A 26,977-nucleotide genomic window follows, 5' to 3' on the forward strand; every position below is an offset into this window, starting at 1 on the left:
GGATGACCAACCTGGTGTACTTCTCCAGCGTCTCCGAGAACACCCACCGCTTCGTCCAGAAGCTGGGTATCCCGGCGACGCGGATCCCGCTGCACGGCCGAATCGAGGTCGACGAGCCATACGTGCTCGTCCTGCCGACCTATGGCGGCGGTAAGGCCACACCCGATATCAACAACGGGGGATACGTCCCCAAGCAGGTCATCGCCTTTCTCAACAACGAGCACAACCGGTCGTTGATCCGCGGCGTCATCGCCGCGGGCAACAACAACTTCGGCGCCGAGTTCGCCTACGCGGGCAACGTGGTGTCCCGCAAGTGCGGCGTGCCGTACCTGTATCGCTTCGAACTCATGGGCACCCCCGACGACGTGGAAGCCGTCCGCGCGGGATTACAAGACTTTTGGAAGGAACAGACGTGCCACCAACCGTCACAGCTGCAGAGCCTGTAGTCACCGGCACTCATGCGCTCCCCGGGGAGACGGATTACCACGCGCTCAACGCGATGCTCAATCTGTACGACAAAGACGGCAAGATCCAGTTCGACAAGGACGTCCAGGCCGCGCGGGAGTACTTCCTGCAGCACGTCAACCAGAACACGGTGTTCTTCCACAGTCAGGACGAGAAGCTCGACTACCTGATCGAGAAGGAGTACTACGAGCGCGAGGTGCTCGACCAGTACTCGCGGAACTTCATCAAGTCGCTGCTGGACCGTGCCTACGCCAAGAAGTTCCGGTTCCCGACCTTCCTCGGCGCGTTCAAGTACTACACCTCCTACACGCTGAAGACGTTCGACGGAAAGCGTTACCTGGAGCGGTTCGAGGACCGCGTGGTGATGGTGGCGCTGACCCTGGCGGCCGGTGACACCGACCTGGCCGAGAAGCTGGTCGACGAGATCATCGACGGCCGGTTCCAGCCGGCCACCCCGACGTTCCTGAACTCGGGCAAGAAGCAGCGCGGCGAGCCGGTGTCGTGCTTCCTGCTGCGCATCGAGGACAACATGGAGTCCATCGGGCGCTCCATCAACTCCGCACTGCAGCTGTCCAAGCGCGGCGGCGGAGTCGCCTTGCTGCTCACCAACATCCGGGAGCACGGCGCGCCGATCAAGAACATCGAAAACCAGTCCTCGGGCGTCATCCCGATCATGAAACTGCTGGAGGACTCGTTCTCCTACGCCAACCAGCTCGGTGCCCGCCAGGGTGCCGGCGCGGTGTACCTGCACGCCCACCACCCGGACATCTACCGGTTCCTGGACACCAAGCGGGAGAACGCCGACGAGAAGATCCGGATCAAGACGCTGTCGCTGGGCGTGGTGATTCCGGACATCACCTTCGAACTGGCGAAGAAGAACGAGGACATGTACCTGTTCTCGCCCTACGACGTCGAGCGCGTCTACGGCGTGCCGTTCGCCGACATCTCGGTCACCGAAAAGTACTACGAGATGGTCGACGACGCCCGGATCCGCAAGACCAAGATCAAGGCGCGCGAGTTCTTCCAGACGCTGGCCGAGCTCCAGTTCGAGTCGGGCTACCCGTACATCATGTACGAGGACACGGTGAACCGCGCCAACCCGATCGCCGGCAAGATCACCCACTCCAACCTGTGCTCGGAGATCCTGCAGGTCTCCACGCCGTCGGAGTTCAACGAAGATCTCTCGTATGCCAAGGTGGGCAAGGACATCTCGTGCAACCTCGGCTCGATGAACATCGCCAAGGCGATGGACTCGCCGGACTTCGCCCAGACCATCGAGGTGGCCATCCGGGCGCTGACCGCGGTGAGCGATCAGACCCACATCTGGTCGGTGCCGTCCATCGAGCAGGGCAACAACAGCTCACACGCCATCGGCCTGGGGCAGATGAACCTGCACGGCTACCTGGCCCGCGAGCGGATCCACTACGGCTCCGAAGAGGGCGTCGACTTCACCAACATCTACTTCTACACGGTGCTGTATCACGCGCTGCGGGCCAGCAATCGCATTGCGATCGAACGGAATACCCGTTTCGGTGGCTTCGAGCAGTCCAAGTACGCCTCGGGCGAATTCTTCGACAAGTACACCGAGCAGGTGTGGGAGCCCAAGACCGAGCGGGTGCGGCAGCTGTTCGCCGACGCCGACATCCACATCCCGACGCAGGACGACTGGCGCCGGCTCAAGGAGTCGGTGCAGGCGCACGGCATCTACAACCAGAACCTGCAGGCCGTCCCGCCCACGGGGTCGATCAGCTACATCAACCACTCGACCAGCTCGATCCACCCGGTCGCGTCGAAGATCGAGATCCGCAAGGAAGGCAAGATCGGTCGCGTCTACTACCCGGCGCCGTACCTGACCAACGACAACCTGGACTACTACCAGGACGCGTACGAGATCGGGTACGAGAAGATCATCGACACCTACGCCGCGGCCACCCAGCATGTGGATCAAGGGCTTTCGCTGACGCTGTTCTTCAAGGACACCGCCAATACGCGCGATGTCAACAAGGCGCAGATCTACGCCTGGCGCAAGGGCATCAAGACGCTGTACTACATCCGGCTGCGTCAGATGGCTCTGGAGGGCACCGAGGTGGAGGGTTGCGTCAGCTGCATGTTGTGACGCACCGAGACTGAAGCCAGGGACTGATCACGCCGCTGCGGCGTCCCTGGCTTCAGTCTCGACGGCTGCTCTCCCGAGCCTGTTCGGCCCGGGCCGCCTTCAACCGTCGCTGCTCGCTGAGCACGTTCTGATAGCTCTCCCGCTCGGCGACCAGCCAGTCCGGCATCTCCGCAAGCAGCGCATCGATCTGCTCGGTGGTCAGCGCGTCGGTGACGCCGCCGCGCGCCAGGCCGGCGATCGAGACACCCAGCTTGGCGGCGACGAGGTTCTTCGGGTGCGGCCCGTCCTTGCGCAAGTCCTTGAGCCACTGCGGCGGATCCTCCTGCAGCGCGGCCAGTTCGACGCGGGTGATCGCGTTCTGCTGGAACTCCGCCGGCGTCGCGGGCAAGTACACGTCCAGTTTCTTGGCCGCGGTGGCCGGTTTCATCGACTGCGCGTTGGGCCTGCTCATGGCATGAGCCTATCGGTAGCCTGAGGCGGTGGCCGCGCCCTCACCGTCCTCGCTCACCCTCGGGTACGTCCCCGGGGCGACGCCGGCGAAGTGGGCCAGGAACTGGGCGCAGCGCCACCCCGAGACGCCGCTGAACTTGCACGTGGTCACGGCGGCGGAGGCGGCCGACGCGGTGCGGGCCGGGGCCGTCGACGTGGCGGTGCTCCGGTTGCCTGCCGACACGTCGGGGCTGGCGGTCATCCCGCTGTACGAGGAGACGACGGTGGCGGTGGTGCCGACCGATCACCTGCTCAGTGCCGCCGACGAGATCACCGCCGCCGACCTGGACGGCGAGCCGGTGCTGGTGCCGCTCGACGACGTCGTGTCCTGGGCCGCCGCTCCCGGCGCCCCGGTCGAATACCGGCCTGAAACCACCGAGGCCGCAATCGAACTCGTCGCCGCGGGGATGGGCGTGCTCATCGTCCCGCAGTCGCTGGCGCGGCTGTACCACCGCAAGGACCTCACCTACCGGCCGATCACCGGCGCGCCCGCCTGCCCGGTGGTGCTGACCGTGCCGGAAGGGCCGCAGGCGCCTCTGGTCGAGGAATTCGTCGGCATCGTGCGGGGCCGCAAGCCCGGGTCCTCGCGCGGGCAAACCGAGCCGACGCCGAAACGCACGGCCCGGGAAAAGACGCTGGCCAAGCAGGCGGCGCGGGCCGCGGCCGGCAAGCTCGCCCGTAAGCCGGCCAAGCGCGGCCGACGCTGACCCATCGCGAGCGTGGGGCTGTGTACGCGGTCCGGCAGATTCGTGTGGACAGGGCCCACACTCGGCGGCGCTGCGCCTCGGAACTCCTTGCATCGGCAATTTTCCTGAAACGTTTCAGACCGCGGAGTGCTTTCGCTAGAGTCCTGCGAGGAATCGCTTCAGGTGTCCCCGGGTCAACGCCCGGGTAGGTCGCTCGCGGTGGCAGCACGGGCGCCGGCAGACCACGAAAGGCCAAGCATGACTTCACCGTCCACCGCGACGTTCTTCAGCCGTGAGCGCATCGTCGCCTCGCCCGGATGGAGCCGCTGGCTGGTACCGCCGGCGGCGCTGTCGATCCACCTGTCCGTCGGCGCCGCCTACTCGTGGAGCGTGTTCAAGAAGCCGTTGGAGGGGGCGCTGGGCATCTCCGGCACCCTGTCCGCCCTGCCGTTCACCATCGGCATCGTCATGCTCGGGCTCTCGGCTGCCGTCTTCGGCACCTGGGTGGACCGCAACGGTCCACGCATGGCGATGTTCGCCGCGATGTGCTGCTTCTGCGGCGGATGGCTGGTCGGCGCCGCCGGCCTGGCCACCCGCCAGTACTGGCTGGTGCTGCTGGGCTACGGCGTGCTCGGCGGGATCGGCTGGGGCATCGGCTACATCTCCCCGGTATCGACGCTGATGAAATGGTTCCCGGATAAGCCGGGGATGGCGACCGGACTGGCGATCATGGGCTTTGGCGGCGGCGCCCTGATCGCCTCACCGTGGTCGACGGCCATGCTCAAGGCCTTCGGCCCCGACCCCGCAGGCATCGCGAAAACCTTTGTGGTGCACGGTTTGGTGTACGCGGTGTTCATGTCGCTGGGGTGGCTGCTGGTGCGGGTGCCCCGCTCGGACTGGCGACCGTCGGGCTGGACACCACCGCCGCTGCAGCAGGGATCGATCGTCACCGGCGGCCAGGTGTCGGCGGCCAACGCCGTCAAGACGCCGCAGTTCTGGTTGCTGTGGGTGGTGCTGTGCTTCAACGTGACCGCCGGCATCGGCATCCTGGAGAAGGCCTCGCCGATCTATCAGGACTACTTCCCGACAGCGGGCGCGGCGGCGGGTGCCCTGGCAGCCGCGGCCGCGGGATACGTGGCGATGCTGTCGCTCGGCAACATGCTGGGCCGGATCGGCTGGTCCAGCCTCTCGGATGTGATCGGCCGCAAGAACGCCTACCGGCTCTACCTCGGTGTGGGCGCCCTGCTGTACCTGACCATCACCCTGATGCAGAACTCCAACAAGCTGGTGTTCCTGGTGGCGACGATCCTCATCCTGAGCTTCTACGGTGCCGGCTTCGCCACCGTCCCCGCCTACCTGCGCGACCTGTTCGGCACCTACCAGGTGGGAGCCATCCACGGCCGCCTGCTCACCGCGTGGTCGGCCGCCGGGATCCTCGGGCCCATCATCGTCAACTCGGTGGCCGACAGCCAGGCCGCGGCGGGCAAGGACGGCCCCGCGCTGTACACGGTGTCGTTCAGCATCATGATCGGGCTGCTGGTGCTCGCGCTGGTGTGCAATGAGCTCATCCACCCGGTGTCGTCGAAATGGCATGAAAGCCAAGCCGATTCGGCCCGCGTCATTGACAAGGAGGTCGTTCGATGAGCGAGTCGCCTGCCGAACTGCACGAATACACACCGACGGTGCCCAGGGTGTACATCGCGCTGGCCTGGCTGTGGGTGGCGGTGCCGTTCGGCTACGGCGCCTACCAGCTGGTGCTCAAGGTCGGTCAACTGTTCGGGTAGCGGACAGGTGGCGCTGACGCATCGCGAGCGTGGGGGCTGTGTACGCAGTGCGGCAGATTCGTGTACACAGGGCCCACAGTGGCGCGCCAGCCGGGCAGCCGTAACGGATGCGTGACGCTGTTTTACCTGGTCAACACACATGACCCGCGATACTCGAACCATGACCGCGCTGAACCACGTTCCGGCTACCACCTCCGCGGCTGACCTCGCCGACCATCTCCGCCGCGACGGTTATGTGATCGTCGACGAGTTGGTGCCGAACTCGTTGATGGACACCATCACCGATGAGCTGACGCCGTACCTGGACGCGACGCCGATGGGTTACAACGCGATGATCGGCCGCAAGACGCGGCGCACCGGTGCGCTCATAGCCCGGTCGCCGGCGTGCCGCACGCTGGTTCAGAACCCCACCGTCCTCGGGGTCTGCAAGGACTTCCTCGGTCACGCCAGCGCTTTCCAGTTGATGCTGACCCAGGTCATCTCGATCGAGCCCGGCGAATCGGATCAGGCGTTGCATCGCGACCAGAATGCCTTCGACTTCTACCCGTTCCCGGACGACTACCACGTGCAGTGCAACACCCTGTGGGCGATGACCGATTACACCGCCGAGATGGGCGCCACCCGGGTGGTGCCGGGAAGCCAGGTCGGGGACAAGAAGCCCACTGACTATGCCGACGACGAGTGCCTGCAGGCCGAGATGTCGCGCGGTTCGGTGCTGTTGTACTCCGGCAAGATCGTGCACAGCGGCGCCGCCAACCGCAGCGACCAGGTTCGGCGTGCCATCAACGTCAACTACTGCGTCGGCTGGGTCCGCCAGGAGGAGAACCAATTCCTCTCCGTACCACCCGAAGTCGCGCGCACCCTCGACGACGACCTGCTCAAGCTCATCGGCTACCAGGAGGGTGCGTGGGCGATGGGGTACTTCCGCGACTTCGAGGATCCGCTGCGCGCGATCCGTGGCGATGCGGTCGGATACGGCTTCGACGCGGCCAAACTCAACGGCAGCGCCGGTGCCGCGTACGCAGACCAACTGACCCACAGCGAGTGACGACACCGTCACGGCGAAAATCGGTGGCGCCGCACGACGAATCCGGCCACCCTGGGAGGAATGCACGTCAGCCTGCACCGCACCCGGGACGAGTTCGCCCCGGTCGCCAGGGCGGTCTATCTGCCCGACCCGGTGACCTTCACGGTCGAATTGACGACCCTGCGCATGCCGGTCTCCGATGAAGGCCGGCTCATGGTGTCGGTCACCGACGGCGACACGGTCGGGGCCGCCGTTCAGCTCGGTGATGGCGCCCTGCTGACCAGTGGCCTGCCGTCGGCCGGCGCCGCAGATGTGGCCGCCGCGCTGACGCGGGCCCACCCCGGGTTGCCCAGCGTGCGCGGAACACGGGACAGCACAACGGCGTTCGCGACGGCGTGGAGTGAGGTCACGGGCAGTCACGCCGAGCTGACCGAGGTGGAGCCCCTGTACCGGCTGGCGGCGTTGGCGGCACCGACCGGTGTGCCGGGGGAGGGCCGGCCGGCCGTCGGCCGGGAGGTGGACCTGCTCGTCGACTGGCTGGACGCGTTCTTCGTCGAGGCCTTCGGCGCGGCATCGGACCGCGACGCCCGGCGGGTCTACCTGCACCAGATCGCCCTCACCGACGGCGACATCGTGCTGTGGACCGTCGGCGGCACGCCGGTCAGCATGGCGCGGGTACACGCGCCGCTGGCGGGCATGTCCCGGATCGGCCCGGTCTTCACCCCGCCGCGGCACCGCGGGCACGGATACGCGGCCGCGGTGACGGCGGCCGCCGCCAGGCACGCACACGCGCGCGGCGCCGACGAGGTCGTGCTGTTCGCCGACGCCGCCAACGAGGTGGCCAACAGGGTCTATCGGCGGATCGGGTTCGTCGCCGTCGACGAACACGTCCACTACGCGTTCGATTAGACCTTGTGGTGCGCGGGCCCCTGCGCCTTCTTGTACAGCGCCTTGAGCAGCCGGTCCCGGAACGCCGCATTGTCGATCAGCTTGATACCGGCCTCGGCGACCTTCGGGTTCCCGATCAGCTTGTGCATGTAGCGCCCGCGCCGGTACTCCCTGCCCCAGGCGGCTTCCATCCGCTGCGCATAGTTGGTGAAGTCGTCGGGACCACCGTTCTGCAACGCCGCGATGGCGCATTCGCCTGCGGCCAAGCCGGATTCGAGGGCCTTGGAGATACCGGCACCGGATGCCGGCTTACCGGCCCCCAGCGAGTCACCGGTGAACAGCACACCGGGACGCCACGGCGGCCAGGCCGTGAAGCCCATCGGCAATCGCCACGCCCGCACGCTCTTGTTCTTCTTCAACTCCTCGATCGGCGGCAGCTCCCAGTCGCGCGGCAGTGACCGCAGGAACTCGCCCAGGAACTGGGTGGCGTTGATCGACTGCCAGTTCTTGTAACTGTTGACGTAGCCCAACCCGATGTTGAAGACGCCGTTGCCCATCGGGAACACCCACCCGTAGCCGGGTAGCTGATCGCCCTGGAACAGCAGCTTCAGGTAGATGTCCATGCTGTCGCCGTCGGGGCGGTTGGCATGCATCTCGGAGCGGATCGCGATGGCCGAGTAACCGTTGTACTGGGAGTCCAGTTTCAGCGCCCGCTTGATGGGCGAGTAGGCCCCGTCGGCCGCGATGACCGCGTCACCGAGCACCTTCTCACCGCTCTTGAGCACCACGCCCACCACCCGGCCGTCGGCGTCGAATTCCGGGCCGGCCACCTCGGCGCCCTGACGAACCTCGGCGCCTGCGGACTCGGCGTGCTTGAGCAGCTTCAGGTCCAGGTCGGTGCGGCTGGCGGTGTGCCCGTGGTCGGGCATTCCGGGCCGGCGGGGAAACGACAGCTCCCACGCACTCGGGCTGTACACCGTGACCCGGTTGATCCGGTGGTACTTGGCCACCTCGTCGGCCAGGCCCATCTTCTGCAGGTAGCTGACCGCGCGAGCGGTCAGGCCGTCACCACAGGGCTTGTCCCGGGGAAAGTCCGCCTTGTCCAGGACGATCACCCGTGCCCCCGTCTGGGCGGCCTGCCAGGCAGCCGCTGATCCAGATGGGCCGCCGCCCGCGATGACCAGGTCGTATCGGGCCGTCATCTTCCGCCTCGTTGAAAGGGAATGTGTCCGCTTGATGGTACCGAAGACATTCGTAGCCGGTCCCGCGGTGGATGGCGCACCGAGCGGTCACGGCAGGTCAGGGACGGCGAGCCGGTACAGTAGGTGGGTGCGCAGACCATCTCTTCCCTCCATACCGCTGCCCGGTGGGCAACCCGGCGTGAAGGTCGATGCGCGCAGCGAGCGGTGGCGTGAACATCGCAAGAAGGTGCGCGGGGAGATCATCGACGCGGCCTTCCGGGCGATCGACCGGCTCGGCCCCAACGTCAGCGTCCGGGAAATCGCCGAGGAAGCCGGCACCGCCAAGCCGAAGATCTACCGGCACTTCACCGACAAGTCCGACATGTTCGCCCAGATCGGCGAGCGGATGCGCGACATGCTGTGGGCGGCGGTCATCCCGTCGATCAACATCGAGACCGACACCGCCCGGCAGATCATCGGCCGGGCCGTGGAACATTACGTGGAGCTGGTCGACCAGCACCCCAACGTGGTCCGGTTCCTACTGCAGGGCCGGTTCGCCGACCAGTCGGCGGCGGCGATGACCACGGTCAATCGTGGTCGCGACATCACCCTGGCGATCGCCGACATGGTCAGCAGCGAGCTCAAGGACATGGACCTGGACCCCGCGGTCTTCGAATTGGCCGCGTTCGCGCTGTTCGGCACCGCCGCCTCGGCCACCGACTGGTGGCTCGGTGGCAGCGAGGACGGTGCCCGCCGGATGCCGATGGACCAGTTCGTCGCCCATATGACCACGATCATGATGGGTGCGGTGAACGGCACCGGCGAGTTGATGGGTGTGGCGATCGATCCGGATCAGCCGGTCAGCAAGGCGGTCAAGCGCCAACAGGTGGACCTGGGCGCCTGAGCTGCGGCTGTTGCCTTCGGGGGCGCACAGTCTGGATACTGGATATCCGGTACCGCCGTTCCCGGGAAAGGCCGTGAGCTATGTCCGCCGTCGTCACCCGCGCGTTGATCATCGGGTCCGGGTTCTCCGGCCTCGGGATGGGCATCGCGCTGAAGAAGCAGGGCTTCACCGACCGGGATTTCCTGATCCTGGAGAAGGCCGACGAGATCGGCGGCACCTGGCGGGACAACACCTACCCGGGCTGCGCGTGCGACATCCCGTCGCACATGTACTCCTTCTCCTTCGAGCCGAAGCCGGACTGGAGCCACATGTGGTCGTTCCAGCCGGAGATCTTCGACTACCTCAAGCACGTCACCGACAAGTACGGCCTGCGCCGCAACATCCGGTTCAACACCTTCGTCGACCGCGCGCACTGGGATGACCAGGATTCCCGCTGGCATGTGTTCGACAAATCCGGACAGGAGTTCGTCGCGCAGTTCCTGATCTCCGGGGCCGGCGGACTGCACATCCCGTCGATTCCCGATATCGAGGGCGCCGACACGTTCACCGGGGCGATGTTCCACTCGGCCCAGTGGGACCACGACGTAGACATCACCGGCAAGCGTGTGGCCGTGATCGGCACCGGAGCCAGCGCCATCCAGATCGTCCCGGCGATCATCGACCAGGTGGCCGGGCTCGACCTCTACCAGCGCACCCCGGCCTGGGTGATGCCGCGGCCGAACAACGCCTTCCCGCAATGGATGCGGCGGCTGTTCACCTACGTTCCGGGCGCCCGGGCGCTGATGCGCGCGGCCATCTACTGGATCCACGAGGGGGTCGGGTTCGCCATGACCCAGCAGCCGCGGCTGCTCAAGATCGGTGAACTGTTGGGCCGCTGGAACATCAACCGCAGCATCAAAGATCCCGAGCTGCGCCGCAAGCTCACCCCGAGCTACACCGCCGGCTGCAAGCGAATCCTGAACTCCGACACCTACTACGGCGCCATCGCGAACCCCAAGACGCAGGTGATCACCGAGGGGATCGCCAAGGTCACCCCGACCGGCATCGTCACCGGCGACGGCGCCGAGCATCCGGTCGACGTGATCGTGTGGGCCACCGGCTTCCACGTCACCGACTCCTACACCTACGTCGACATCAAGGGTGCCGGCGGTGAGGACCTGGTGGACCGCTGGACGCGGGAGGGCATCGCCGCCCACCGCGGTATCGCCGTGGCGGGTATGCCCAACCTGTTCTTCCTGCTCGGCCCCAACACGGCGCTGGGACACAACTCGGTGGTCTTCATGATCGAGTCGCAGATCCGCTACGTCGCGCAGGCCATCGCCGCCGCCGACGCCGCGGGCGCCAAGGCGCTGGCCCCGACGCGGCAGGCCCAGGACGAATTCAACGCGCAGCTGCAGCACGATCTGGCGGGCACGGTGTTCAGCACCGGAGGTTGCCACAGCTGGTACATGGACGCCCACGGTGTCAACCGGACCCTGTGGAGCGGTATGACCTGGCAGTACTGGCTGTCCACCCGGCATTTCCAGCCGGCCGAGTACGAGTTCACGGCCTGACCGACGCGACACGAAAACACAACTTGTGGGGCTCCGGCGTGTTGTCGGCCCCCAGTTGTAGTGTCGTGGCAGCCACTCACCACGCACCGAATTGGGGTTCCAGATGTCCGACGGAATTAAGCTGATCGACCGCGTCTCGGCCATCAACTGGAACCGCGTCCAGGACGAGAAGGACGCCGAGGTCTGGGACCGGCTGACCGGCAATTTCTGGTTGCCGGAGAAGGTACCGGTGTCCAACGACATCCCGTCCTGGGGCACCCTGACCGACGCCGAGAAGCAGCTCACCATGCGGGTGTTCACCGGCCTGACCCTGCTGGACACCATCCAGGGCACCGTCGGCGCCGTCAGCCTGATCCCCGATGCGCTGACCCCGCACGAGGAAGCCGTCTACACCAACATCGCGTTCATGGAGTCGGTGCACGCCAAGAGCTACAGCAACATCTTCTCCACGTTGTGCTCCACGGCCGAGATCGACGAGGCGTTCCGCTGGTCGGAGGAGAACCCGAACCTGCAGCGCAAGGCGCAGATCGTGATGGACTTCTACCGCGGTGACGACCCGCTCAAGCGCAAGGTGGCCTCCACCCTGCTGGAGAGCTTCCTGTTCTACTCCGGCTTCTACCTGCCGATGTACTGGTCGTCGCGGGCCAAGCTGACCAACACCGCCGACATGATCCGGCTGATCATCCGCGACGAGGCCGTGCACGGCTACTACATCGGCTACAAGTTCCAGCGCGGGCTGGCCCTGGTGGACGAGGCCAAGCGCCAGGAGCTCAAGGACTACACCTACGAACTGCTCTTCGAGCTGTACGACAACGAGACCGAGTACACCCAGGACCTCTACGACGCCGTCGGCCTGACCGAGGACGTCAAGAAATTCCTGCGCTACAACGCCAACAAGGCCCTGATGAACCTGGGTTATGAGGCGCTGTTCCCCAAGGACGAGACCGACGTGAACCCGGCGATCCTGTCCGCGCTGAGCCCCAACGCCGACGAGAACCACGACTTCTTCTCCGGCTCGGGCTCCAGCTATGTGATCGGCAAGGCCGTCAACACCGAGGACGAGGACTGGGACTTCTAGTCTTCCTACTCCGGGCGGTGGTCGTCAGCCGACGAGTAATGCCATTGCTGTGGAAATGAACTCGGAAACCAGCGGGTTCGTTTCACCGATCCGTGAGGCGACCACGACGCTGCTGGCGGGGAAGCCGTCCAGTGGCACCGTGGCAAGGTCCGGGCGCACCGAACTGCGGCGATCGCCGACCGGAAGAACCGCAACCGCCTGCCCACTTGCGACAAGTTCCAATCTGTCCTCGAAGCGTTCGACCACCGGGCCGGCGGGCATCGGCTCCGGACTCGTCGGCTGCCTGGATCCCGCCGGGAAGATCGCGCGCGTTCCGCCGTGTGAGCAGATGACCGATTGGCCTTGGGCGAAGTCGTCCAGGGATACCGATGTGCGCTGGGCCAGCGGGTGATCGGCGGCCATGACCAGCATGCGAGGCTCGTCGTACAGCGCAGTGACGCGGACGTTGTCGGTCGGGATGAACAGCGGCGCCCTGGCGACGAGCACATCGACATGTCCGTCGGTGACGAGCCCTTCTTCGTGGCATTCCAAAAAGCGGGTGACGATGTCCGCGTCGGGGTGCCGACGGCGTAATTCGCGGACGGCCGGTGTGACGACGAGGTCTTCGACGTATCCGATGATGACCTTGCCCCCGGGCGCGTAGGCGCGGGCGGTGAGCGCCGCTTGGCGGGCCGCCCGCAGAAGAGCCTGCGCCTCAGGAAGAAACGCCTTGCCGGCCTCGGTGAGCAGCGCACCCTGCGGCGTGCGGTCGAGCAGCCGGACGCCGAGTCGATGCTCCAGGCGCTGGATCTGCCTACTCAAGGATGGTTGTGCCAGATGTAATTCGGCCGCGGCCCGGGTGAAGTTCCGATGCTCGGCGACCGCGGTGAAATACCGGATGAGCCTCAGCTCCAGGTCCATGCCCAGATCGTTCACGCGACATCCAACCCGATGGTGAACAGCGGTATTCCGTTTCGGCATCGGCGGGTGCGGATCAGGTCTTGGACAGATGCTCCGGGCAGTCGAAGACTCGACGGCATGAGCAGATATGACGGCAAGAATGTGCTGATCACCGGTGGAAGCAGCGGCTTGGGACTGGCCGCCGCTCGCTATCTGGTCCGGCACGGCGCACGGGTCATGGTGACCGGGCGGAACCAGGGCACCCTCGACGTCGCCGCTCGTCAGCTGGGTGAGCGCGGGATCGCGGTGCAAAGCGATGCACGTTCACTCGCGGCCATCGACGAACTCGCCGACCGTGTCCGGGACGACTTCGGCACCCTCGATGCGTTGATCGTCAACGCGGGCGTGGGCAGTTTCGACTCGTTCTTTGCGGTCACCGAGCAGACGTTCGACGATGTCTTCGCGATCAACACCAAAGGGCCCTTCTTCACGGTGCAGAAGCTGGCACCACTGCTGGCCGACGGTGGTGGCGTCGTGCTCACGACCTCGATCGCGAACCAGACCGGCTGGGACGCGCTCAGCGTCTACTCGGCGAGCAAGGCGGCGTTGCGGTCGATGGCCCGCACGCTCAGCAGGGAATTACTGCCCAGGGGCATCCGCGTCAATGCGATCAGCCCCGGTTCCATCGACACCGGCAAGTTGGAGAAGGAAGTGCCGGAGAAGGCCGCGCAACTCAAAGCGCAATTCGAGGCGAGCAGCCCGATGCAGCGGTGGGGGCGCCCCGACGAGTTCGCTCCTGCTGTGGCGTTTCTGGCGTTCGACGCGACGTATGTCGCCGGCATCGAGCTCGTCGTCGACGGCGGTGAATCGCAACTTTGACGGCCCAAAGTCGGGGCCTTACGGGTAACCGGCTAGATGCACCACTGACCCAGGCAGATGGCACCCGGGGGCTGCCAGCCGCCGTTCCAGCCGGCCGGCCCCCAGGGGCCCTCGTTCGGGTTCCAGCCCCGCGGCGGCCCCCAGCCGTCGCCCGGCCGGCCCCAGCCGTGGTCGTGATCGCCCCAGCCGGGTCCGGGCGGGGGCGGACCCCAGGCCGGGACCGGGCCGGTGGCGGGTGCGGCCGCGGCCGTCCCCGCCCCGATGCCGACCGCTGCTGCCAATCCACCGGCGATCGCCATACCGGCGATCAGTTTGTGTGCGTTCATGTATGCCATGTTAGTTAGCGAATATAATTATCAGCTATGTGTGGCCTCTGAATCGGCACAGCCGTGCTGTCACTCCACGGGGATGGCCACCTCATTGCGGCGGCGGAAGGGCAGCGTCCACGGCGGGTCGAAAAACCACGCGGTGGGTTCGCCGGTGGCCTCGAACCCATACTGCCGCAGCACATCCCGCAACCTGGCCGTCTGCTCGGCGACCCGCCGGGCGTGGTAGCCGCCGCTGAAGCGCAGCACGGCATACGTCTCCGGAGGGACCGTCACCAATTCGACGCGCGGGTCGTCGGGTCTGGGCAGCGTGTCCATGGTCCACCGCGCGGGCATGAAGAAGCGGATGACCCACTCGTCGGCCTCGCGCCGTTGAGCGACCGGCGCCGTCATGGCGATCTTGGTCCCGCCGGACCGACCGGTCTGCACCGCCACGGGCGCGGTCATCGCGATGCTCCGGCCACCGTCGTTGCCGCCGAAGATGTAGGTGGCGAGGCGCCGGAATCCGGTGGATCGGGCCTGATCCTCTGACTGACCCACCACCCGCGTCTGGGCCGCGATCCGCTCCCGGTAGTAGCGCACCTGCACCCCTCGGGCCAGCTCCACCGCGTTGAACTTCGGCTCCTCCAACCCGATCCTGATCCCGGCCACGGATCCGACCGTCTCCACCACCTGCTTGGCGATGGCCTGCACACCCGGCATGCCTTGTCCTCTCCCCGTCGCGCGAGTGGTTCCTCGCGTCGTAAGGCATTCGGAGTGCACCGCGTGCCGGATGGCGACGCTCACGCCGCCGTCGGCATCGGCGCACCCTTGGGCCGCCGGGACGCGGCGTTGCCCTTGTCCACCTTCAGGATCAGATTGCGCGTGGCCTTCTCCAGAACCGCTTGTGCGGCAACGGAATCGTCGATCCTCGCCGCGCGGCGCACCGCCGTGCCGATGGTCAGGCCCTGCTCGTAGCCGGCGACCACCCGGGGATCGACATACGAACTGCGCGCGACGGCGGGCGTGTTGCCCAACGACTCGGCGACCTCTTTCATCACGGCCGCCTCGACGCGCTTGACCACGCGCTTGGAGACCGGGGGATCGGCGTCGGCGAACGCGGCCGCGGCCAGCACCGTCCCGTGCCAGGTCCGCAGGTCCTTGACACTGAACTCCGCGCCGACCAGCTCCTTGAACCGTGCGTTGAGGTCATCGGAGCGGATGTCGGCCCAGCCGGACGCGGCCCGGCACACCAGCAGCCGTCCGCTGCGGTCCCCGCGGCGCAACAACGCCTTGACGGCCCGGGCCACCTCGGGATCGGCCAACTCCAGGCGCCGCTGGACGCCACTCTTGGCCGGGTAGTCGAAGGACACCGCGTCACCGCGGACACTGACGTGCTCGCACAACAACGTTGCCAGACCGTACGATTCGTTCTCCTCGGCGTACTGCTCGCCGCCCGCGCGGAAGTACCCGTGGTCCAGCAGGTGCAGCGCCAGCGCCAGCACGCGGTCCCGACTCAGGCCCTTGCCGCCGAGATCGTCGGCGACCTTCGCGCGCCAGTCCGGCAGCCGGGTGGACATGTCCAGGACCCGGTCGAACTTCTCCTCGGCTCGTTCCTGATGCCACTGCGGGTGGTACAGGTACTGACGCCGGCCCGCCGCGTCGGTGCCGACGGCCTGGATGTGCCCGTTCGGGAACGGGCAGATCCACACCTTCTTCCAGGCCGGGGGAATCACCAGCGCCTTGATCCGGGCGATCGTCGGGTCGTCGTTCAGCAACGAACCATCCGGGCCGTAATAGGCGAATCCCTTTCCGCGCCGCTTCCGGCTGATCCCGGGAGCCGAGAGCGCACTCCGCCGTAGTCGCATGACGCCTTCCTCAGCCGGTGTTTTCGTGTTGCCGGGATTACCCCGGCGGGGTCGGCTCTACACCTGGCGGACAGCCGGTTTGCGCACGCCCCGAACGGGGCATCCTGACGCAGGTCAGGGCGAGGAGGGACGATCATGACAGCACCGGTGTTGGCAGGAAGCGATGTCACGGAAACCAATGTCGTCGACCTCGCCTCCCGACGGGCCCGGCACAATCTGCGCCGGATGACGGCGCCGAAACGCCGGCGCGTGTGGTCGGCCGGTGCGACGGGCGCGGAGGAGCCGTGCCGGGTGCTGCCGTTCCGGCGCCGGCCCACGCTTTCTCAGCAACTTCACGGCTTTCGTTGAAGGTCTTCCTCCATTGGGCGAGCAACCTCGAAGGTGACGGATGCACGACCCGCACAGGAGGGGACATCATGGCAGCGACCGCGATTGCCGAGACCAACGTCGTCGAGCTCGCGCCGCGACGCGCCCGGCAGAACATGCGCGCGCTCGTCGAGGCCAAGCGCAGGCACCCCTCCTACGTCGGTCCCACGCCGGCCCGGCGACCTCAGGAAGTGTGCCGCGTGCTGCCGTTCAGGCGCTCAGCGGGATAGCCGCGGTGACGGTGGTCCCGGCGCCCGCGGCACTGGACACCCCGAACTCGCCCGACAGCGCCCGCACCCGGTCACGCAAACCGACCAGACCCGATCCGCCACCCGCCACCGCGCCACCGACACCGTCATCGGTGACCGTCAGCCGTAACCCGGCCTCATCGGCGACGGCCGTGACGGTGATCACCTCCGCGTCGGCGTATTTGGCTGCGTTGGTGAGAGATTCGGCCACCACGTAGTAGGCGGCCACCTCGACGGACTCCGGTAGCCGCTCGTCGACGCGCAGGTCGAGTTCGACCGGCACCGGCGACCGGCGAGCCAGGGTCCGGATCGCCGGTGCCAGCCCGCCCTTGGACAGGATCGCCGGGTGCAGGCCGCGGGACAGTTCCTGCAGGTCCGCATACAGGCCGGCCAGCCCCTCGACGATGCCGGACAACTGGGTCCGCAGGGTGCCCTCGGCGGCCGCCTCGGCCGCCCGCAGCTGCAGGCTCAGTGCGACGATGCGCTGCTGGGCGCCGTCGTGCAGGTCACGTTCGAAGCCGCGCCGGGCCTGGTCGGCGGCCGCGACGATGCGGGCCCGCGACGCGGTCAGTTCGGCGCGGGTCTCGGCGTTGGCGATCGAGGTGGACACCAGGTCGGCGAAATCACAGATATGCGCCTCGGCGTGCTCGGCGGCCCCGTACGGCTTCGGCCAGGCGGCCACCAGCGCGCCGCGCGTCTCGCCGTCCACGATCACCGGCGCGCCGGCACCCGAACGCATGCCCAGCCCGGTGAGCATCGTCGCGACCTCACCGGTGGCCGCGCCGTAATCGTCGATGCGTGCCGGGGCGGCGGTGGCCCGGACCCGGGTCCCGACATTGTCGCCCGCCAGCGAATACCGTTGGCCGGCAGCGAAAGCCCGTGGGTCGCTGGTCGCCAGCACCACCGCGTGCTCGTCGGATTCGTAGCGCAGCAGCGTGACGTGCTGGGCCCCGAGGCTGTGCGCCAACTCCGAGACCGCGACGTCGTACACCTCGGCGATGGGCGCCCCGCGGGCCACCAGGGTGGCCACCCGCCGCAGCGCGGCCTGCGCAACGGCCAGGCCGGTCGCTTCGCGGCGCCGTTGCTCGGCTTCGGCGGTGCGCAGCCGCGCCTGTCCGACCAGCACATTGGTCACCAGCGCCAGGGTGAGGAACACCCCCACCGCCGGTGCCAGGCTGTCCCGGCCCTCCAGGTGGAAGTACGTGTAGACCAGCGCGCTGGCCACCGACGTCGCCACCGAGAGCCCGAACCCCCAACCGGCCGAGACCACCAGCACCCCGAGCAGGAACACCGCACCGAACGCGTCGTCGGGGGCCACCCGCTTGAGCGCCAGCACCACCAACGTCTCGGCGGCGATGAAGCCGGCCGCCACCACTACACCCCAGCCGAGGGGCCGGGCGGTGGGCCGCACGATGAGGGCCAGTGCACGACCGGACCACGAATGCCAGTTCACCCCGCAGATGTTATTGCGGAAGTTGACAGCGAACTTTCCGGCTAGCGGTAATGCCTCGGCCGCGTGGTGCTGTCAAGCTCGGAGTATGTCTGGTTCACCGGTTGTGCGGGCGCTGATCGTCGACGACAGCGCCGCGTTCCGGGATGCCGCGGCGACGATGCTGGCGCACGGCGGGATCACCGTCGTCGGCACGGCCACCGACGGCGCCGGTGCGGTGGACGCCAGCAGGGCGCTGCAACCCGATGTCGCGCTGGTGGACGTCGACCTCGGCGCCGACAACGGTTTCGACGTGGCCGAGCAGCTCACCGATGTGCCGGTGATCCTCATCTCGACCCACGACGAACAGGACTTCGCCGACCTGATCGCCGACAGCCCGGCCCGCGGATTCCTGCCCAAGTTCGCGCTGTCACCCGAGGCCATCCGCGGCCTGCTGCACGGCTGAGATCAGCGCGAGTCCAGGAACAGGATCACCGCGCGCACCCGCCGGTGATCGTCGCCGGTCTCCGGCAGGTCCAGTTTGGTCAGGATGCTGCGCACGTGTTTTTCCACCGTGCCCTCGGTCACCCAGAGTCGCCTGCCGATCCCCGCGTTGGACAGCCCCTCGGCCATCAGGGCCAGCACCTCACGTTCCCGTGAGCTCAGCGCGGACAGCGGATCGTTGCGTCGCCGCGCCGACACCAGCTCGGTGACCAGCGCCGGATCGATGACCGACGCGCCCGCGGCCACCCGGTTGAGGGTGTCGACGAAATCCTCCACATCGGTGACGCGGGTCTTGAGCAGGTACCCGATGGCGTGCCCGCCGGCGAGCAGCTCGGTGGCGTGCTCGACGTCGATATGCGCCGAGAGCACCACGATGCCGGTGTCCGGGAGCTCGGCGCGGATGGTGCGGGCGGCGTCCAGCCCTTCGGCGCTGTGGCTGGGTGGCATGCGGATGTCGGTGAGCACCAACTCGGGCCGTTGCGCCCGCACCACCTCGAGCAGGGTCGGCGCGTCACCGGCCTGCCCGACGACCTCGAATCCCGACCGTTGCAGCAGACTCGCCACGCCCTCCCGCAACAGCACGTCGTCCTCGGCGATGACAACTCGTATAGCCACCCGTATGCCCTTTCCGCCCAACCCCCAAGCCGCCCGTGCAGCCGCGACATTCTCGCATCCCATCGTCGTGCCGGTGCGGCATCGGGTCGATATGGGGGCTAGCCCTACCCGGCCGGTACCGGCAGCGTTCCTCCGGGATTGGCAGCCAGCAGCGCAGACATCGCCTCCGCGGTGGAGCAAGGTGAACACGTCGAACCAGTCCAGCCAGAGGAGATCGAAATGACTGCAGCAGTCACCCGTGGCACGCACACGTTGTCCCTGCTCGACGGCGAGATCGTCGAGGAAAACGACTTCGGCTCGATGCGCCGGGTCACCGCCGACAACCTGCCCATCCTGAACCGGTTGTCCATCAAGCGCGTGCTGCTCAACCCCGGCGCCATGCGCACCCCGCACTGGCACGCCAACGCCAACGAGCTGACCTACTGTGTGTCCGGAACCGCGCTGGTCTCGGTCCTGGACAACCACAGCAAGTTCGCCAACTTCATCGTCACGGCCGGCCAGATGTTCCACATCGACTCCGGGGCGCTGCACCACATCGAGAACATCGGCACCGACGTGGCCGAGTTCATCATCGCCTTCCGCAACGAACGTCCCGAAGACTTCGGGTTCGGCGCGACGTTCGGGGCCTTCACCGATGCGGTTCTGGGCAACACCTATGACCTGCCGGCCTCGGACCTGGCCAAGATCCGGCGCGACACCGGAAATCTCCCACTCCAAGACCACAAACTGGCCGCCCGCGTCGGTGACCCGGAGATCCCCGCATCGGCGTACTTCGAGGATCCGCACAAGTTCGACATCGAAGCCCAGGCACCGGGATTGAACTACGCCAGCGGCAACGCCAGGTTCGCCAGGGACCAGTTCTGGCCGGCGCTCAAGGACATCTCCATGTACTCGCTGCGGGTTGCCGAGGACGGGATGCGCGAACCACACTGGCATCCCGTCACTGCCGAGATGGGCTATGTCCAGCACGGCAACGCCCGGATGACTATCATGAATCCCGATGGCTCCCTTGATACCTGGACCATGACCACCGGTGACATGTACTTCATCCCGCGCGCCTACCCGCATCACATCGAGAACATCGGCACCGACGACTGGCACTTCCTGATTTTCTTCGACCAGCCGTTCCCCGCCGATATCGGCTACCGTGCCTCGGCGAGCGCCTACTCCCGCGAGGTGCTGGCCGCGGCCTTCAACACCCATATCGACGACCTGCCGAATTTCCCGTTCACCCCCGCCGATCCGCTGATCGTCGGCCGGCGTAATCCGCTGGACTGAAACCGATTCATGCTCAAGCCGATTCACCGAGAAGGGACCACGATCATGGGCTACCTGGCATGACGGCCGTCGGCAGGCCGGTCAACCGGGTCGAGGGACGCGCCAAGGTCACCGGGGCCACGCGGTACACCGCCGACACCCCGGTGGCCGGGGTGACCTACGCGGCATTGGTGCAGTCCGAGATTCCGCACGGTGTGGTGACCGAGGAATCGGTGGCGGCCGCCGCGGCAGCCGCCACCGCCGCGCCCGGTGTGCTGTACGTCCTGACCCCGCTGAACTGTCCACCGCTGCAGGTGCTGCCCGAGGATCTCACCTGGGACCTGCCGCTGGAGCGCCGGCCACCGCTGTCGGACCTGACGGTCCAGTACGTGGGCCAGCACTTGGCCGTGGTGGTCGCGGATTCGCCCGAGAACGCGGCGCAGGCGGCGGCCCTGATGCGGTTCGAATATCGCAGCGCACCAGCACAATTGACGGCCACCCAGGTGCTCGACGAGCCGGTGCCCGCCGACGAGCGGGGCGGTCTCATCCGGCACGGGGCCTACCACCCCGACCATTTCGTCAAACTCGCCGACGAGTTGCTGCAAGATCGGCGCGGGCCGGATACCGAACCGGCCGGGGTGCGGATCGCCGCCCGGTACACCACCGCGCGCAACACCCACTATCCGATCGAATTGTCGGCCACCATCGCCGAATGGACCGGTGACACCCTGACGGTGCACGACAGCACCCGGTGGATCACCGGTGAACGCCGGGCCCTGGCCGCCTATCTCGGGATCCCCGAAGAGCGCGTGCACATCGTCTCCGAGTTCGTCGGTGGCGCGTTCGGGTCCAAGAGCTTCCTGTGGATGCACGTGGTGTTGTGTGCCGTCGCGGCGCGCGCGGTGGGCCGTCCGGTGAAACTGGTGCTGACCCGCAATCAGATGTTCACCTCGACCGGTCACCGGCCGAGCACCGAACAACGGCTGGCGCTGGTCGCCGACACCGACGGTGCCCTGCTCAGTACCGAACAACACACCCTGACCGAGACCTCCACCGTCGCGCACTTCTGCGAACCGGTGGGCCTGTCCGCACGCTTCCTGTACGAGTCACCGCGACTGGCGGTTTCGCACACGGTGGCCCGGATCAACGCACCCACCCCGTGTTTCATGCGCGGTCCCGGCGAGGCGCCCGGCCTGTTCGCGCTCGAGGTCGCCATGGACGAACTGGCCGAACGGCTGCAGCTGGACCCGGTGGCGCTGCGGCTGGCCAACGACGCGCAGCTCGACCAGCCCAGCGGGCGCCCGTATTCGGGCAAGCATCTGGCCGAGTGTTACGAGCAGGGCGCGCGACGGTTCGGCTGGGCGGACCGATCGCCGGTACCCCGCTCGATGCGGCGGGGCGGTGTGCAGGTCGGCTGGGGCGTGGCCACCGCCACCTACCCGGGCCGCCGGATGCCGGCCGGTTGCCGGGTGGAAACCGACGCCGACGGCCGGGTCCGATTCGCCTCGGCCACCCACGAGATCGGCACCGGGGTGCGCACCGTGATGACACAGCTGGCCGCCGACGGCTGCGGATTGCCGCTCGAGCAGGTCAGTTTCAGCTCCGGTGACTCCAGCTTTCCCGACGCTCCCTACAGCGGCGCCTCGCAGACCACCGCCACGGTCGGCTCGGCCGTGCACGCGGCGGCGCGAGAATGGCGGCGCCGGCTGGCCGAGCACTGCCCCGACTACGACGGGGATCCCACGACACTGGCGGGCCTGCTGCGCCGCGGCGGCGCTGCGCTGCGCGCCGAGCTCAGCTTCACCGCGTCGGCCGGGGGAGCCGCCGAGACCGGCCCGTTGTCCCAATCCTTCGGTGCGCACTTCTGCGAGGTCGAGGTCGACGAGCAGATCGGCAGGGCCACCGTGACGCGCTGGACGGCGGTGCTGGACTGCGGGCGGGTACTCAACCCGAAACTGGCCACCAACCAGGTGATGGGCGGTATCACCTTCGGGATCGGAATGGCCCTGCTGGAGCAGGTGCCGCGCGACCCGAGCACCGCCCAACTGATCGGCGAGTATTACGTGCCGACCCATGCCGACCGACCGGAGTTCGACATCGCCTTCGTCGACGTCGCCGATTTCGGGTTGGACCCGATCGGGGTGCGCGGCATCGGCGAGATCGGCACCTGCGGGGTGCCCGCGGCCATCGCCAACGCCATTCACCACGCCACCGGAAAACGGTTGCGGGACTTGCCGATAACCCTGGAGAGCCTGATGGCACCCTTCTCACCCCGGTACGAGGAGCCGAGATGAAACTGACGGTGAACGGCACCGACACCGAGATCGACACCGATGTGCGCGCCACCCTGCTCGACGTGCTGCGCGAGCGAATGGGGCTCACCGGCACCAAGAAGGGCTGCGACCACGGCCTGTGCGGGGCCTGCACCGTGCACGTCGACGGCGAGCGGGTGCTCAGCTGCCTGACCCTGGCCGTGTCCATCGAGGGGGCCGAGGTCACCACGGTGGAGGGGCTGGCCGACGGTGACACGCTGACCCCGCTGCAACAGGCGTTCGTCGACCACGACGGATTCCAGTGCGGCTACTGCACTCCCGGGCAACTGTCCTCGGCGCACGCCCTGCTGCGCGAGCATGCCAGGGGCGACCTGTGCGCCAGTACCTTCGACGGGCCGCGCGCCGACGTGGTGGACGGGCCACCGTGCCTGTCCGGCAACGAGATCCGCGAACGCATGGCCGGCAACATCTGCCGCTGCGGCGCCTACGCCAACATCGTCGCCGCGATCGCCTCCGTCACCGAGGACCCATCGTGAAGACGTTCGAATTCCGGCACGCGGTCAGTGTTCCCGACGCGATCAGCGAAGCCGCCGCGGGCGCACGCTATTTCGCGGGCGGGACCAATCTGCTGGATCTGATGAAGACCGGGGTGGAGACCCCGGACGCGCTCATCGACATCCGTCGGATCGGGCTCGACGACATCACGGTCACGCCCGGTGGCGGCGTGCGCATCGGGGCCGGCGTGACCAACAGCGCGGTGGCCAACCACCGGCTCATCCGGACCCGCTATCCGGTGCTGTCCCAGGCCATCCTGTCCGGCGCCACCACGCAGATCCGCAACATGGCCACCGCGGGCGGCAACCTGGTGCAACGCACCCGGTGCCCGTACTTCATGGATCCCGCCTTCGCACAGTGCAACAAGCGGTCACCCGGGTCGGGCTGCGCGGCGGCGGCCGGCTTCAACCGGGAGCACGCGCTCTTCGGCGCCAGCGCGCACTGTGTGGCCGTGCACCCCTCCGATATGGCCGTCGCGCTGGCGATCCTGGACGCCACCGTGCAGTTGGACGGCCCGGCGGGGGAGCGCACCATCCCGATCGCGGAGTTCTTCGCGTTGCCCGGGGACCGGCCGGATCGGGACAACACGATGGCGCCGGGCGAGCTCATCACCGCAATCGAGCTGCCGCCGACGCCGTTCGCGGACACCAGCTGGTATCTCAAGGTGCGGGATCGGCACAGCTACGCATTCGCGCTGGTGTCGGTGGCCGCCGGCGTCCACCTGGACGACGGCGTGATCGCGTCGGCGGCCATCGCGCTCGGTGGGGTCGCGGCCAAACCCTGGCGGGTGCCGGCGGCCGAGGCGGCGCTGCGCGGTGAACGGCCGGGCACCGCGGTGTTCCGGCACGCCGCCGAACTGCTGTTAGCCGGCGCGGAGCCGTTGAGCCAGAACGCGTTCAAGGTCGACCTCGGCAAGCACAGCGTGGTTCGCGCCCTGCAACGTGCCTGCGGCGTGAACGACGGGTGAATGGCCGGCGAACTGTCTGACCCGGCAGTGGCGCCCACCGACCGAACCCGAGAAACTTGTCGCGTGACCACGTCGACCTCGCTCGTCGCCCGTATCCTGGACTGGCTGCGCGCCGGATACCCCGAGGGCGTGCCCGGTGCCGACCGGGTGCCGCTGCTGGCCCTGCTGCGCAACACCCCGCTGACCGAGGAGCAGGTCAAGGAGGTCGTCGCGAACATCACCGCAACCGGCTCGCCCGCGCTGGCCGACGGCGCAATCGGCCACGACGAGATCGAGGCGTTCATCGCCGAGGTCACCCACCACGACGCCGGTCCGGAGAACGTCCGGCGCGTCGCCGCCAAACTGGCGGCGGCCGGGTGGCCGTTGTCCGGGGTGGAAGAGCTCGACAACTGACGTGAAGCGCCGCCCGTGCCGCCCGGGGAAGAGGAGGGCCCGGGCGGCAGGGACGGCGTCAGATCGTGGACGCGTCGATGACGAAGCGGTAGCGCACGTCCGATGACAGCACCCGGTCGTAGGCCTCGTTGACGTAGGACGCCTCGATGACCTCGATCTCCGGGGTGACATCGTGCTCGGCGCAGAAGTCGAGCATCTCCTGGGTCTCGGGGATGCCGCCGATCATCGATCCCGCGATGCTGCGCCGCCCACCGGCCAGCGGGAACGCCGGCACCTCCAGCGGATGCTCGGGGATACCCAGCTCCACCAGCGTGCCGTCGACCTTGAGCAGGCCCAGGTAGTCGCCCATGCTGAGGTTGGCCGACACGGTGTTGAGGATCAGGTCGAACCGGCCGGCCAGCTTGGTGAAGGTGTCGGGGTCGGAGGTGGCGTAGTACTCGTCGGCGCCGAGTCGCAGACCATCCTCCATCTTCTTCAGCGACTGGCTGAGCACCGTGACGTGCGCGCCCATCGCATGGGCCAGCTTGACACCCATGTGGCCCAGGCCGCCCAGGCCGATGACGGCCACCTGCTTGCCCGGGCCCGCGTTCCAGTGCTTCAGCGGGGAGAACAGGGTGATGCCGGCGCACAGCAGCGGAGCGGCCTTGTCCAGCGGAATCGAGTCCGGGATGCGCAGCACGTAGTTCTCGTCGACGACGATCGCGGTGCTGTAGCCGCCGTAGGTCGGGCTGCCGTCGCGTTCGGTCGAGTTGTAGGTGCCGTGCATGCCGTACTCGCCGGTGCAGTACTGCTCCAGACCGGCCTTGCAGTTGTCGCACTCACGGCAGGAGTCGATGAAGCAGCCCACCCCGACGTGATCGCCGACCTTGTACTTGGTGACCTCGGACCCGACCTCGGTGACCACACCGGCGATCTCATGGCCCGGTACGACCGGGTAGCTGGGGGTGCCCCACTCGGCCTTCACGGTATGGATGTCGCTGTGACAGATGCCCGCGAACTTGATGTCGAAGGCGACGTCGTGCGGGCCGACGGCGCGGCGCTCGACGGTGGTCTTGGTCAGCGGGCTGGTGGCCGAGGTGGCGGCGTAGGCGGAAACGGTGGTCGTCATGATTTTCGTTCGGTCCTCTTCGTCGACTGCGTCTTCTGAGCGGGCAACACGCGCCTTCGCCAAAACGTTAGCGAAGGTAACTGTAATCAGGGCGCAACGCTGCACCGTCGCGTCAGTTCAACAGATACCGCGGCCCATGTAGTCCCGGCTACCCGTGTGAGCCAAGTTATAGACCTGGGGCGCGGAATCCGGCCGTGAAGCTCACCCGGTCATAGCGCGCCACGCCCGCCCGGGTGTACGGGTCCCCGGCGATGACGGCGTCGGCCTCCGCGGCCGACATGTCGCCGACCACGAGGACGGCGCCGCGGCCATCGGTGCGCCCGGCCAGCAGCACCCGTCCCGCGGCCACCTCCTCGGCCAGCCAGTCCAGGTGGGCGGGCCGGCTCCGGTCGACGATGTCGTCGGGCTGCAGGTAGGTCAGCGTCAGCACGTGGAACACCGCCAGAGATTATCGGGGCGCCGGTCCCGGGGCGGCAGCGCCCACGCGCTCACGGTGCCACTCGATCACCGCCGCGCTGCGCTCCCGCAGTCGCGGCGTCGCCGCGTCCACACTGCCCAGCACCCTCAGGCACGCGTCGGCGACGTGGACGGGCAGCTCGGCCCGGTCCGGGCCGTGCGGTTCCGACCACATGTTGACCAGCGACTCGACCAGCCGGAACGGCAGGTCGGCCGCCGCCGGATGTACCCCGGTGCACTCCAGCACCGCCCGGCTCGACGCCAGATAATGCAGCCGCAGCCGCTCCCGGTCGGACCAGAACGGTTCCAGCCGCGCATCCCGCAGTTCGGGTAGCAGGTAGAGCGCGCCCAGGTTCCAGCGCCCGTTGAGCAACTGGTCACCGTCGAAGCTGGCCAGCGCGTGCAGGTGCTCCGCGGCCGTCAACGCCGGGGCGGCGTCCACCAGCGCCGGGATGAATGCCAGGGTCGGGGTGACGGTCTGGCTCAGCAGGGCGCACAGGATGTCGTCCTTGGTGTCGAAGTAGTGATACAGCGACGCCTGCCGGATGCCGACCGATTCGGCGATGCTCCGGGTGGATGTGCCCGCGTATCCCAGCGTGGTGAACAATTCGCCTGCCGCATCGAGGATTTCGTCACGGGCCGTCATTCCGGGGCGTCGCTGCGTCTGCAGCCTGGGTCGGCCGGCGCGGGTGAGCGACATAGGT

At 67.6% G+C, this 26,977-nt stretch carries 30 protein-coding genes; 19 read left to right on the top strand and 11 right to left on the bottom strand.

All coding sequences use genetic code 11. The features are described from left to right. The first annotated feature begins 2 nt into the window (after positions 1-2). Both nrdI and nrdE read left to right on the top strand, forming a co-directional pair. Complete coding sequence (nrdI, locus tag BN977_RS26230; protein ID WP_024451106.1) at positions 3-446, top strand: class Ib ribonucleoside-diphosphate reductase assembly flavoprotein NrdI; 444 nt, start codon at positions 3-5, stop codon at positions 444-446. Further along, positions 413-2,581, top strand: a complete 2,169-nt coding sequence (gene nrdE / locus BN977_RS26235; RefSeq protein WP_084172683.1) for a class 1b ribonucleoside-diphosphate reductase subunit alpha — start codon at positions 413-415, stop codon at positions 2,579-2,581. The genes nrdI and nrdE overlap by 34 nt, the downstream gene beginning before the upstream one ends. 52 nt (positions 2,582-2,633) lie before the next feature. Here the strand turns inward: nrdE and BN977_RS26240 are convergent, their stop codons facing one another. Further along, the gene (locus BN977_RS26240) at positions 2,634-3,032 is read right to left on the bottom strand and encodes a DUF5997 family protein (protein ID WP_036402667.1); all 399 of its coding nucleotides are present in this window, start codon (positions 3,030-3,032) and stop codon (positions 2,634-2,636) included. A 28-nt stretch (positions 3,033-3,060) separates the two neighbouring features. Between BN977_RS26240 and BN977_RS26245 the strand changes: the two genes are divergently transcribed. The 5 genes from BN977_RS26245 to BN977_RS26260 all read left to right on the top strand — a co-directional run bounded on the left by BN977_RS26245 (position 3,061) and on the right by BN977_RS26260 (position 7,476). Then, the gene (locus tag BN977_RS26245; RefSeq protein ID WP_036402669.1) at positions 3,061-3,777 is read left to right on the top strand and encodes a LysR family transcriptional regulator substrate-binding protein; all 717 of its coding nucleotides are present in this window, start codon (positions 3,061-3,063) and stop codon (positions 3,775-3,777) included. Positions 3,778-4,014: 237 nt separating this feature from the next. Continuing rightward, on the top strand, positions 4,015-5,400 hold the full coding sequence (locus tag BN977_RS26250) for an L-lactate MFS transporter (protein WP_051561917.1): 1,386 nt from the start codon (positions 4,015-4,017) through the stop codon (positions 5,398-5,400). After that, complete coding sequence (locus tag BN977_RS32545; protein WP_109790290.1) at positions 5,397-5,540, top strand: MFS transporter small subunit; 144 nt, start codon at positions 5,397-5,399, stop codon at positions 5,538-5,540. Before BN977_RS26250 ends, BN977_RS32545 begins: the two co-directional genes overlap by 4 nt. Before the next feature lie 160 nt (positions 5,541-5,700). Continuing rightward, complete coding sequence (locus BN977_RS26255; protein WP_036402671.1) at positions 5,701-6,588, top strand: phytanoyl-CoA dioxygenase family protein; 888 nt, start codon at positions 5,701-5,703, stop codon at positions 6,586-6,588. A 60-nt stretch (positions 6,589-6,648) separates the two neighbouring features. Further along, a complete protein-coding gene (locus BN977_RS26260; protein WP_036402673.1) occupies positions 6,649-7,476 on the top strand; it encodes a GNAT family N-acetyltransferase in 828 nt (275 codons plus the stop codon). Here the strand turns inward: BN977_RS26260 and BN977_RS26265 are convergent. Then, positions 7,473-8,657 (bottom strand): NAD(P)/FAD-dependent oxidoreductase, encoded by a 1,185-nt coding sequence (locus BN977_RS26265; protein ID WP_036402676.1) that lies wholly within the window; start codon positions 8,655-8,657, stop codon positions 7,473-7,475. The genes BN977_RS26260 and BN977_RS26265 overlap by 4 nt on opposite strands. Positions 8,658-8,784: 127 nt before the next feature. On the opposite strand from BN977_RS26265, the gene BN977_RS26270 reads away from it, so the two are divergent. From BN977_RS26270 to nrdF, 3 genes are all read left to right on the top strand, one after another. Then, complete coding sequence (locus BN977_RS26270; RefSeq protein WP_024451098.1) at positions 8,785-9,540, top strand: TetR/AcrR family transcriptional regulator; 756 nt, start codon at positions 8,785-8,787, stop codon at positions 9,538-9,540. 80 nt (positions 9,541-9,620) lie between these two features. Continuing rightward, the gene (locus BN977_RS26275) at positions 9,621-11,093 is read left to right on the top strand and encodes a flavin-containing monooxygenase (RefSeq protein WP_036402678.1); all 1,473 of its coding nucleotides are present in this window, start codon (positions 9,621-9,623) and stop codon (positions 11,091-11,093) included. Between the two features lie 103 nt (positions 11,094-11,196). Then, entirely contained in the window at positions 11,197-12,171 is a 975-nt protein-coding gene (gene nrdF / locus BN977_RS26280; protein ID WP_036402680.1) for a class 1b ribonucleoside-diphosphate reductase subunit beta, read from the top strand. A 24-nt stretch (positions 12,172-12,195) separates the two neighbouring features. Here nrdF and BN977_RS26285 read toward each other — a convergent pair whose 3' ends face one another. After that, positions 12,196-13,086 (bottom strand): LysR family transcriptional regulator, encoded by an 891-nt coding sequence (locus BN977_RS26285; RefSeq protein ID WP_036402682.1) that lies wholly within the window; start codon positions 13,084-13,086, stop codon positions 12,196-12,198. A 102-nt stretch (positions 13,087-13,188) separates the two neighbouring features. On the opposite strand from BN977_RS26285, the gene BN977_RS26290 reads away from it, so the two are divergent. Beyond that, positions 13,189-13,929, top strand: coding sequence for an SDR family oxidoreductase (locus tag BN977_RS26290; RefSeq protein ID WP_036402684.1), 741 nt, complete (start codon positions 13,189-13,191; stop codon positions 13,927-13,929). A gap of 32 nt (positions 13,930-13,961) precedes the next feature. On the opposite strand, the gene BN977_RS32980 is transcribed toward BN977_RS26290, so the two are convergent. The 3 genes from BN977_RS32980 to BN977_RS26305 all read right to left on the bottom strand — a co-directional run bounded on the left by BN977_RS32980 (position 13,962) and on the right by BN977_RS26305 (position 16,102). Further along, positions 13,962-14,255 (bottom strand): hypothetical protein, encoded by a 294-nt coding sequence (locus BN977_RS32980; RefSeq protein WP_036402686.1) that lies wholly within the window; start codon positions 14,253-14,255, stop codon positions 13,962-13,964. A gap of 69 nt (positions 14,256-14,324) precedes the next feature. Next, complete coding sequence (locus tag BN977_RS26300) at positions 14,325-14,957, bottom strand: SOUL family heme-binding protein (protein ID WP_036402688.1); 633 nt, start codon at positions 14,955-14,957, stop codon at positions 14,325-14,327. Between the two features lie 80 nt (positions 14,958-15,037). Next, positions 15,038-16,102 carry a DNA topoisomerase IB gene (locus BN977_RS26305; protein ID WP_036402691.1) on the bottom strand — a complete coding sequence of 355 codons (1,065 nt, stop codon included), beginning with the start codon at positions 16,100-16,102 and terminating at the stop codon, positions 15,038-15,040. Positions 16,103-16,237: 135 nt separating this feature from the next. Here BN977_RS26305 and BN977_RS32715 point away from each other — a divergent pair, with 135 nt between their 5' ends. Further along, positions 16,238-16,450, top strand: coding sequence for a hypothetical protein (locus BN977_RS32715; RefSeq protein ID WP_131590218.1), 213 nt, complete (start codon positions 16,238-16,240; stop codon positions 16,448-16,450). A gap of 68 nt (positions 16,451-16,518) precedes the next feature. Beyond that, on the top strand, positions 16,519-16,698 hold the full coding sequence (locus BN977_RS32720) for a hypothetical protein (protein ID WP_131590220.1): 180 nt from the start codon (positions 16,519-16,521) through the stop codon (positions 16,696-16,698). Here BN977_RS32720 and BN977_RS26310 read toward each other — a convergent pair. Then, a complete protein-coding gene (locus BN977_RS26310; RefSeq protein ID WP_234709670.1) occupies positions 16,679-18,169 on the bottom strand; it encodes a sensor histidine kinase in 1,491 nt (496 codons plus the stop codon). The two genes, BN977_RS32720 and BN977_RS26310, sit on opposite strands and share 20 nt — an antisense overlap. Before the next feature lie 85 nt (positions 18,170-18,254). Between BN977_RS26310 and BN977_RS26315 the strand changes: the two genes are divergently transcribed. After that, positions 18,255-18,611, top strand: coding sequence for a response regulator (locus tag BN977_RS26315; RefSeq protein WP_036402696.1), 357 nt, complete (start codon positions 18,255-18,257; stop codon positions 18,609-18,611). 2 nt (positions 18,612-18,613) lie between these two features. On the opposite strand, the gene BN977_RS26320 is transcribed toward BN977_RS26315, so the two are convergent. Further along, positions 18,614-19,258 (bottom strand): response regulator, encoded by a 645-nt coding sequence (locus BN977_RS26320; RefSeq protein ID WP_407661219.1) that lies wholly within the window; start codon positions 19,256-19,258, stop codon positions 18,614-18,616. A 225-nt stretch (positions 19,259-19,483) separates the two neighbouring features. On the opposite strand from BN977_RS26320, the gene BN977_RS26325 reads away from it, so the two are divergent. From BN977_RS26325 to BN977_RS26345, 5 genes are all read left to right on the top strand, one after another. Then, positions 19,484-20,542, top strand: a complete 1,059-nt coding sequence (locus BN977_RS26325) for a cupin domain-containing protein (protein WP_036402699.1) — start codon at positions 19,484-19,486, stop codon at positions 20,540-20,542. Between the two features lie 59 nt (positions 20,543-20,601). Further along, positions 20,602-22,815: a xanthine dehydrogenase family protein molybdopterin-binding subunit gene (locus BN977_RS26330; protein ID WP_036402701.1), complete on the top strand. Its 2,214-nt coding sequence runs from the start codon at positions 20,602-20,604 to the stop codon at positions 22,813-22,815. Then, positions 22,812-23,330, top strand: a complete 519-nt coding sequence (locus tag BN977_RS26335) for a (2Fe-2S)-binding protein (RefSeq protein ID WP_036402703.1) — start codon at positions 22,812-22,814, stop codon at positions 23,328-23,330. The genes BN977_RS26330 and BN977_RS26335 overlap by 4 nt, the downstream gene beginning before the upstream one ends. After that, on the top strand, positions 23,327-24,316 hold the full coding sequence (locus BN977_RS26340; RefSeq protein WP_036402706.1) for an FAD binding domain-containing protein: 990 nt from the start codon (positions 23,327-23,329) through the stop codon (positions 24,314-24,316). Before BN977_RS26335 ends, BN977_RS26340 begins: the two co-directional genes overlap by 4 nt. Positions 24,317-24,379: 63 nt before the next feature. Then, positions 24,380-24,709, top strand: a complete 330-nt coding sequence (locus tag BN977_RS26345) for a DUF3349 domain-containing protein (protein WP_024451086.1) — start codon at positions 24,380-24,382, stop codon at positions 24,707-24,709. A gap of 58 nt (positions 24,710-24,767) precedes the next feature. Here BN977_RS26345 and BN977_RS26350 read toward each other — a convergent pair whose 3' ends face one another. The 3 genes from BN977_RS26350 to BN977_RS26360 form a co-directional block, all read right to left on the bottom strand. After that, positions 24,768-25,817 carry an NAD(P)-dependent alcohol dehydrogenase gene (locus tag BN977_RS26350; RefSeq protein WP_036402709.1) on the bottom strand — a complete coding sequence of 350 codons (1,050 nt, stop codon included), beginning with the start codon at positions 25,815-25,817 and terminating at the stop codon, positions 24,768-24,770. 166 nt (positions 25,818-25,983) lie between these two features. Beyond that, positions 25,984-26,256, bottom strand: coding sequence for a YciI family protein (locus tag BN977_RS26355; RefSeq protein WP_036402711.1), 273 nt, complete (start codon positions 26,254-26,256; stop codon positions 25,984-25,986). A 9-nt stretch (positions 26,257-26,265) separates the two neighbouring features. After that, the gene (locus BN977_RS26360; RefSeq protein ID WP_036402713.1) at positions 26,266-26,973 is read right to left on the bottom strand and encodes a TetR/AcrR family transcriptional regulator; all 708 of its coding nucleotides are present in this window, start codon (positions 26,971-26,973) and stop codon (positions 26,266-26,268) included. Positions 26,974-26,977: the final 4 nt, after the last annotated feature.

The organism is Mycolicibacterium cosmeticum (assembly GCF_000613185.1).
In the GTDB taxonomy this organism is placed as follows: Bacteria; Actinomycetota; Actinomycetes; order Mycobacteriales; family Mycobacteriaceae; genus Mycobacterium; species Mycobacterium cosmeticum.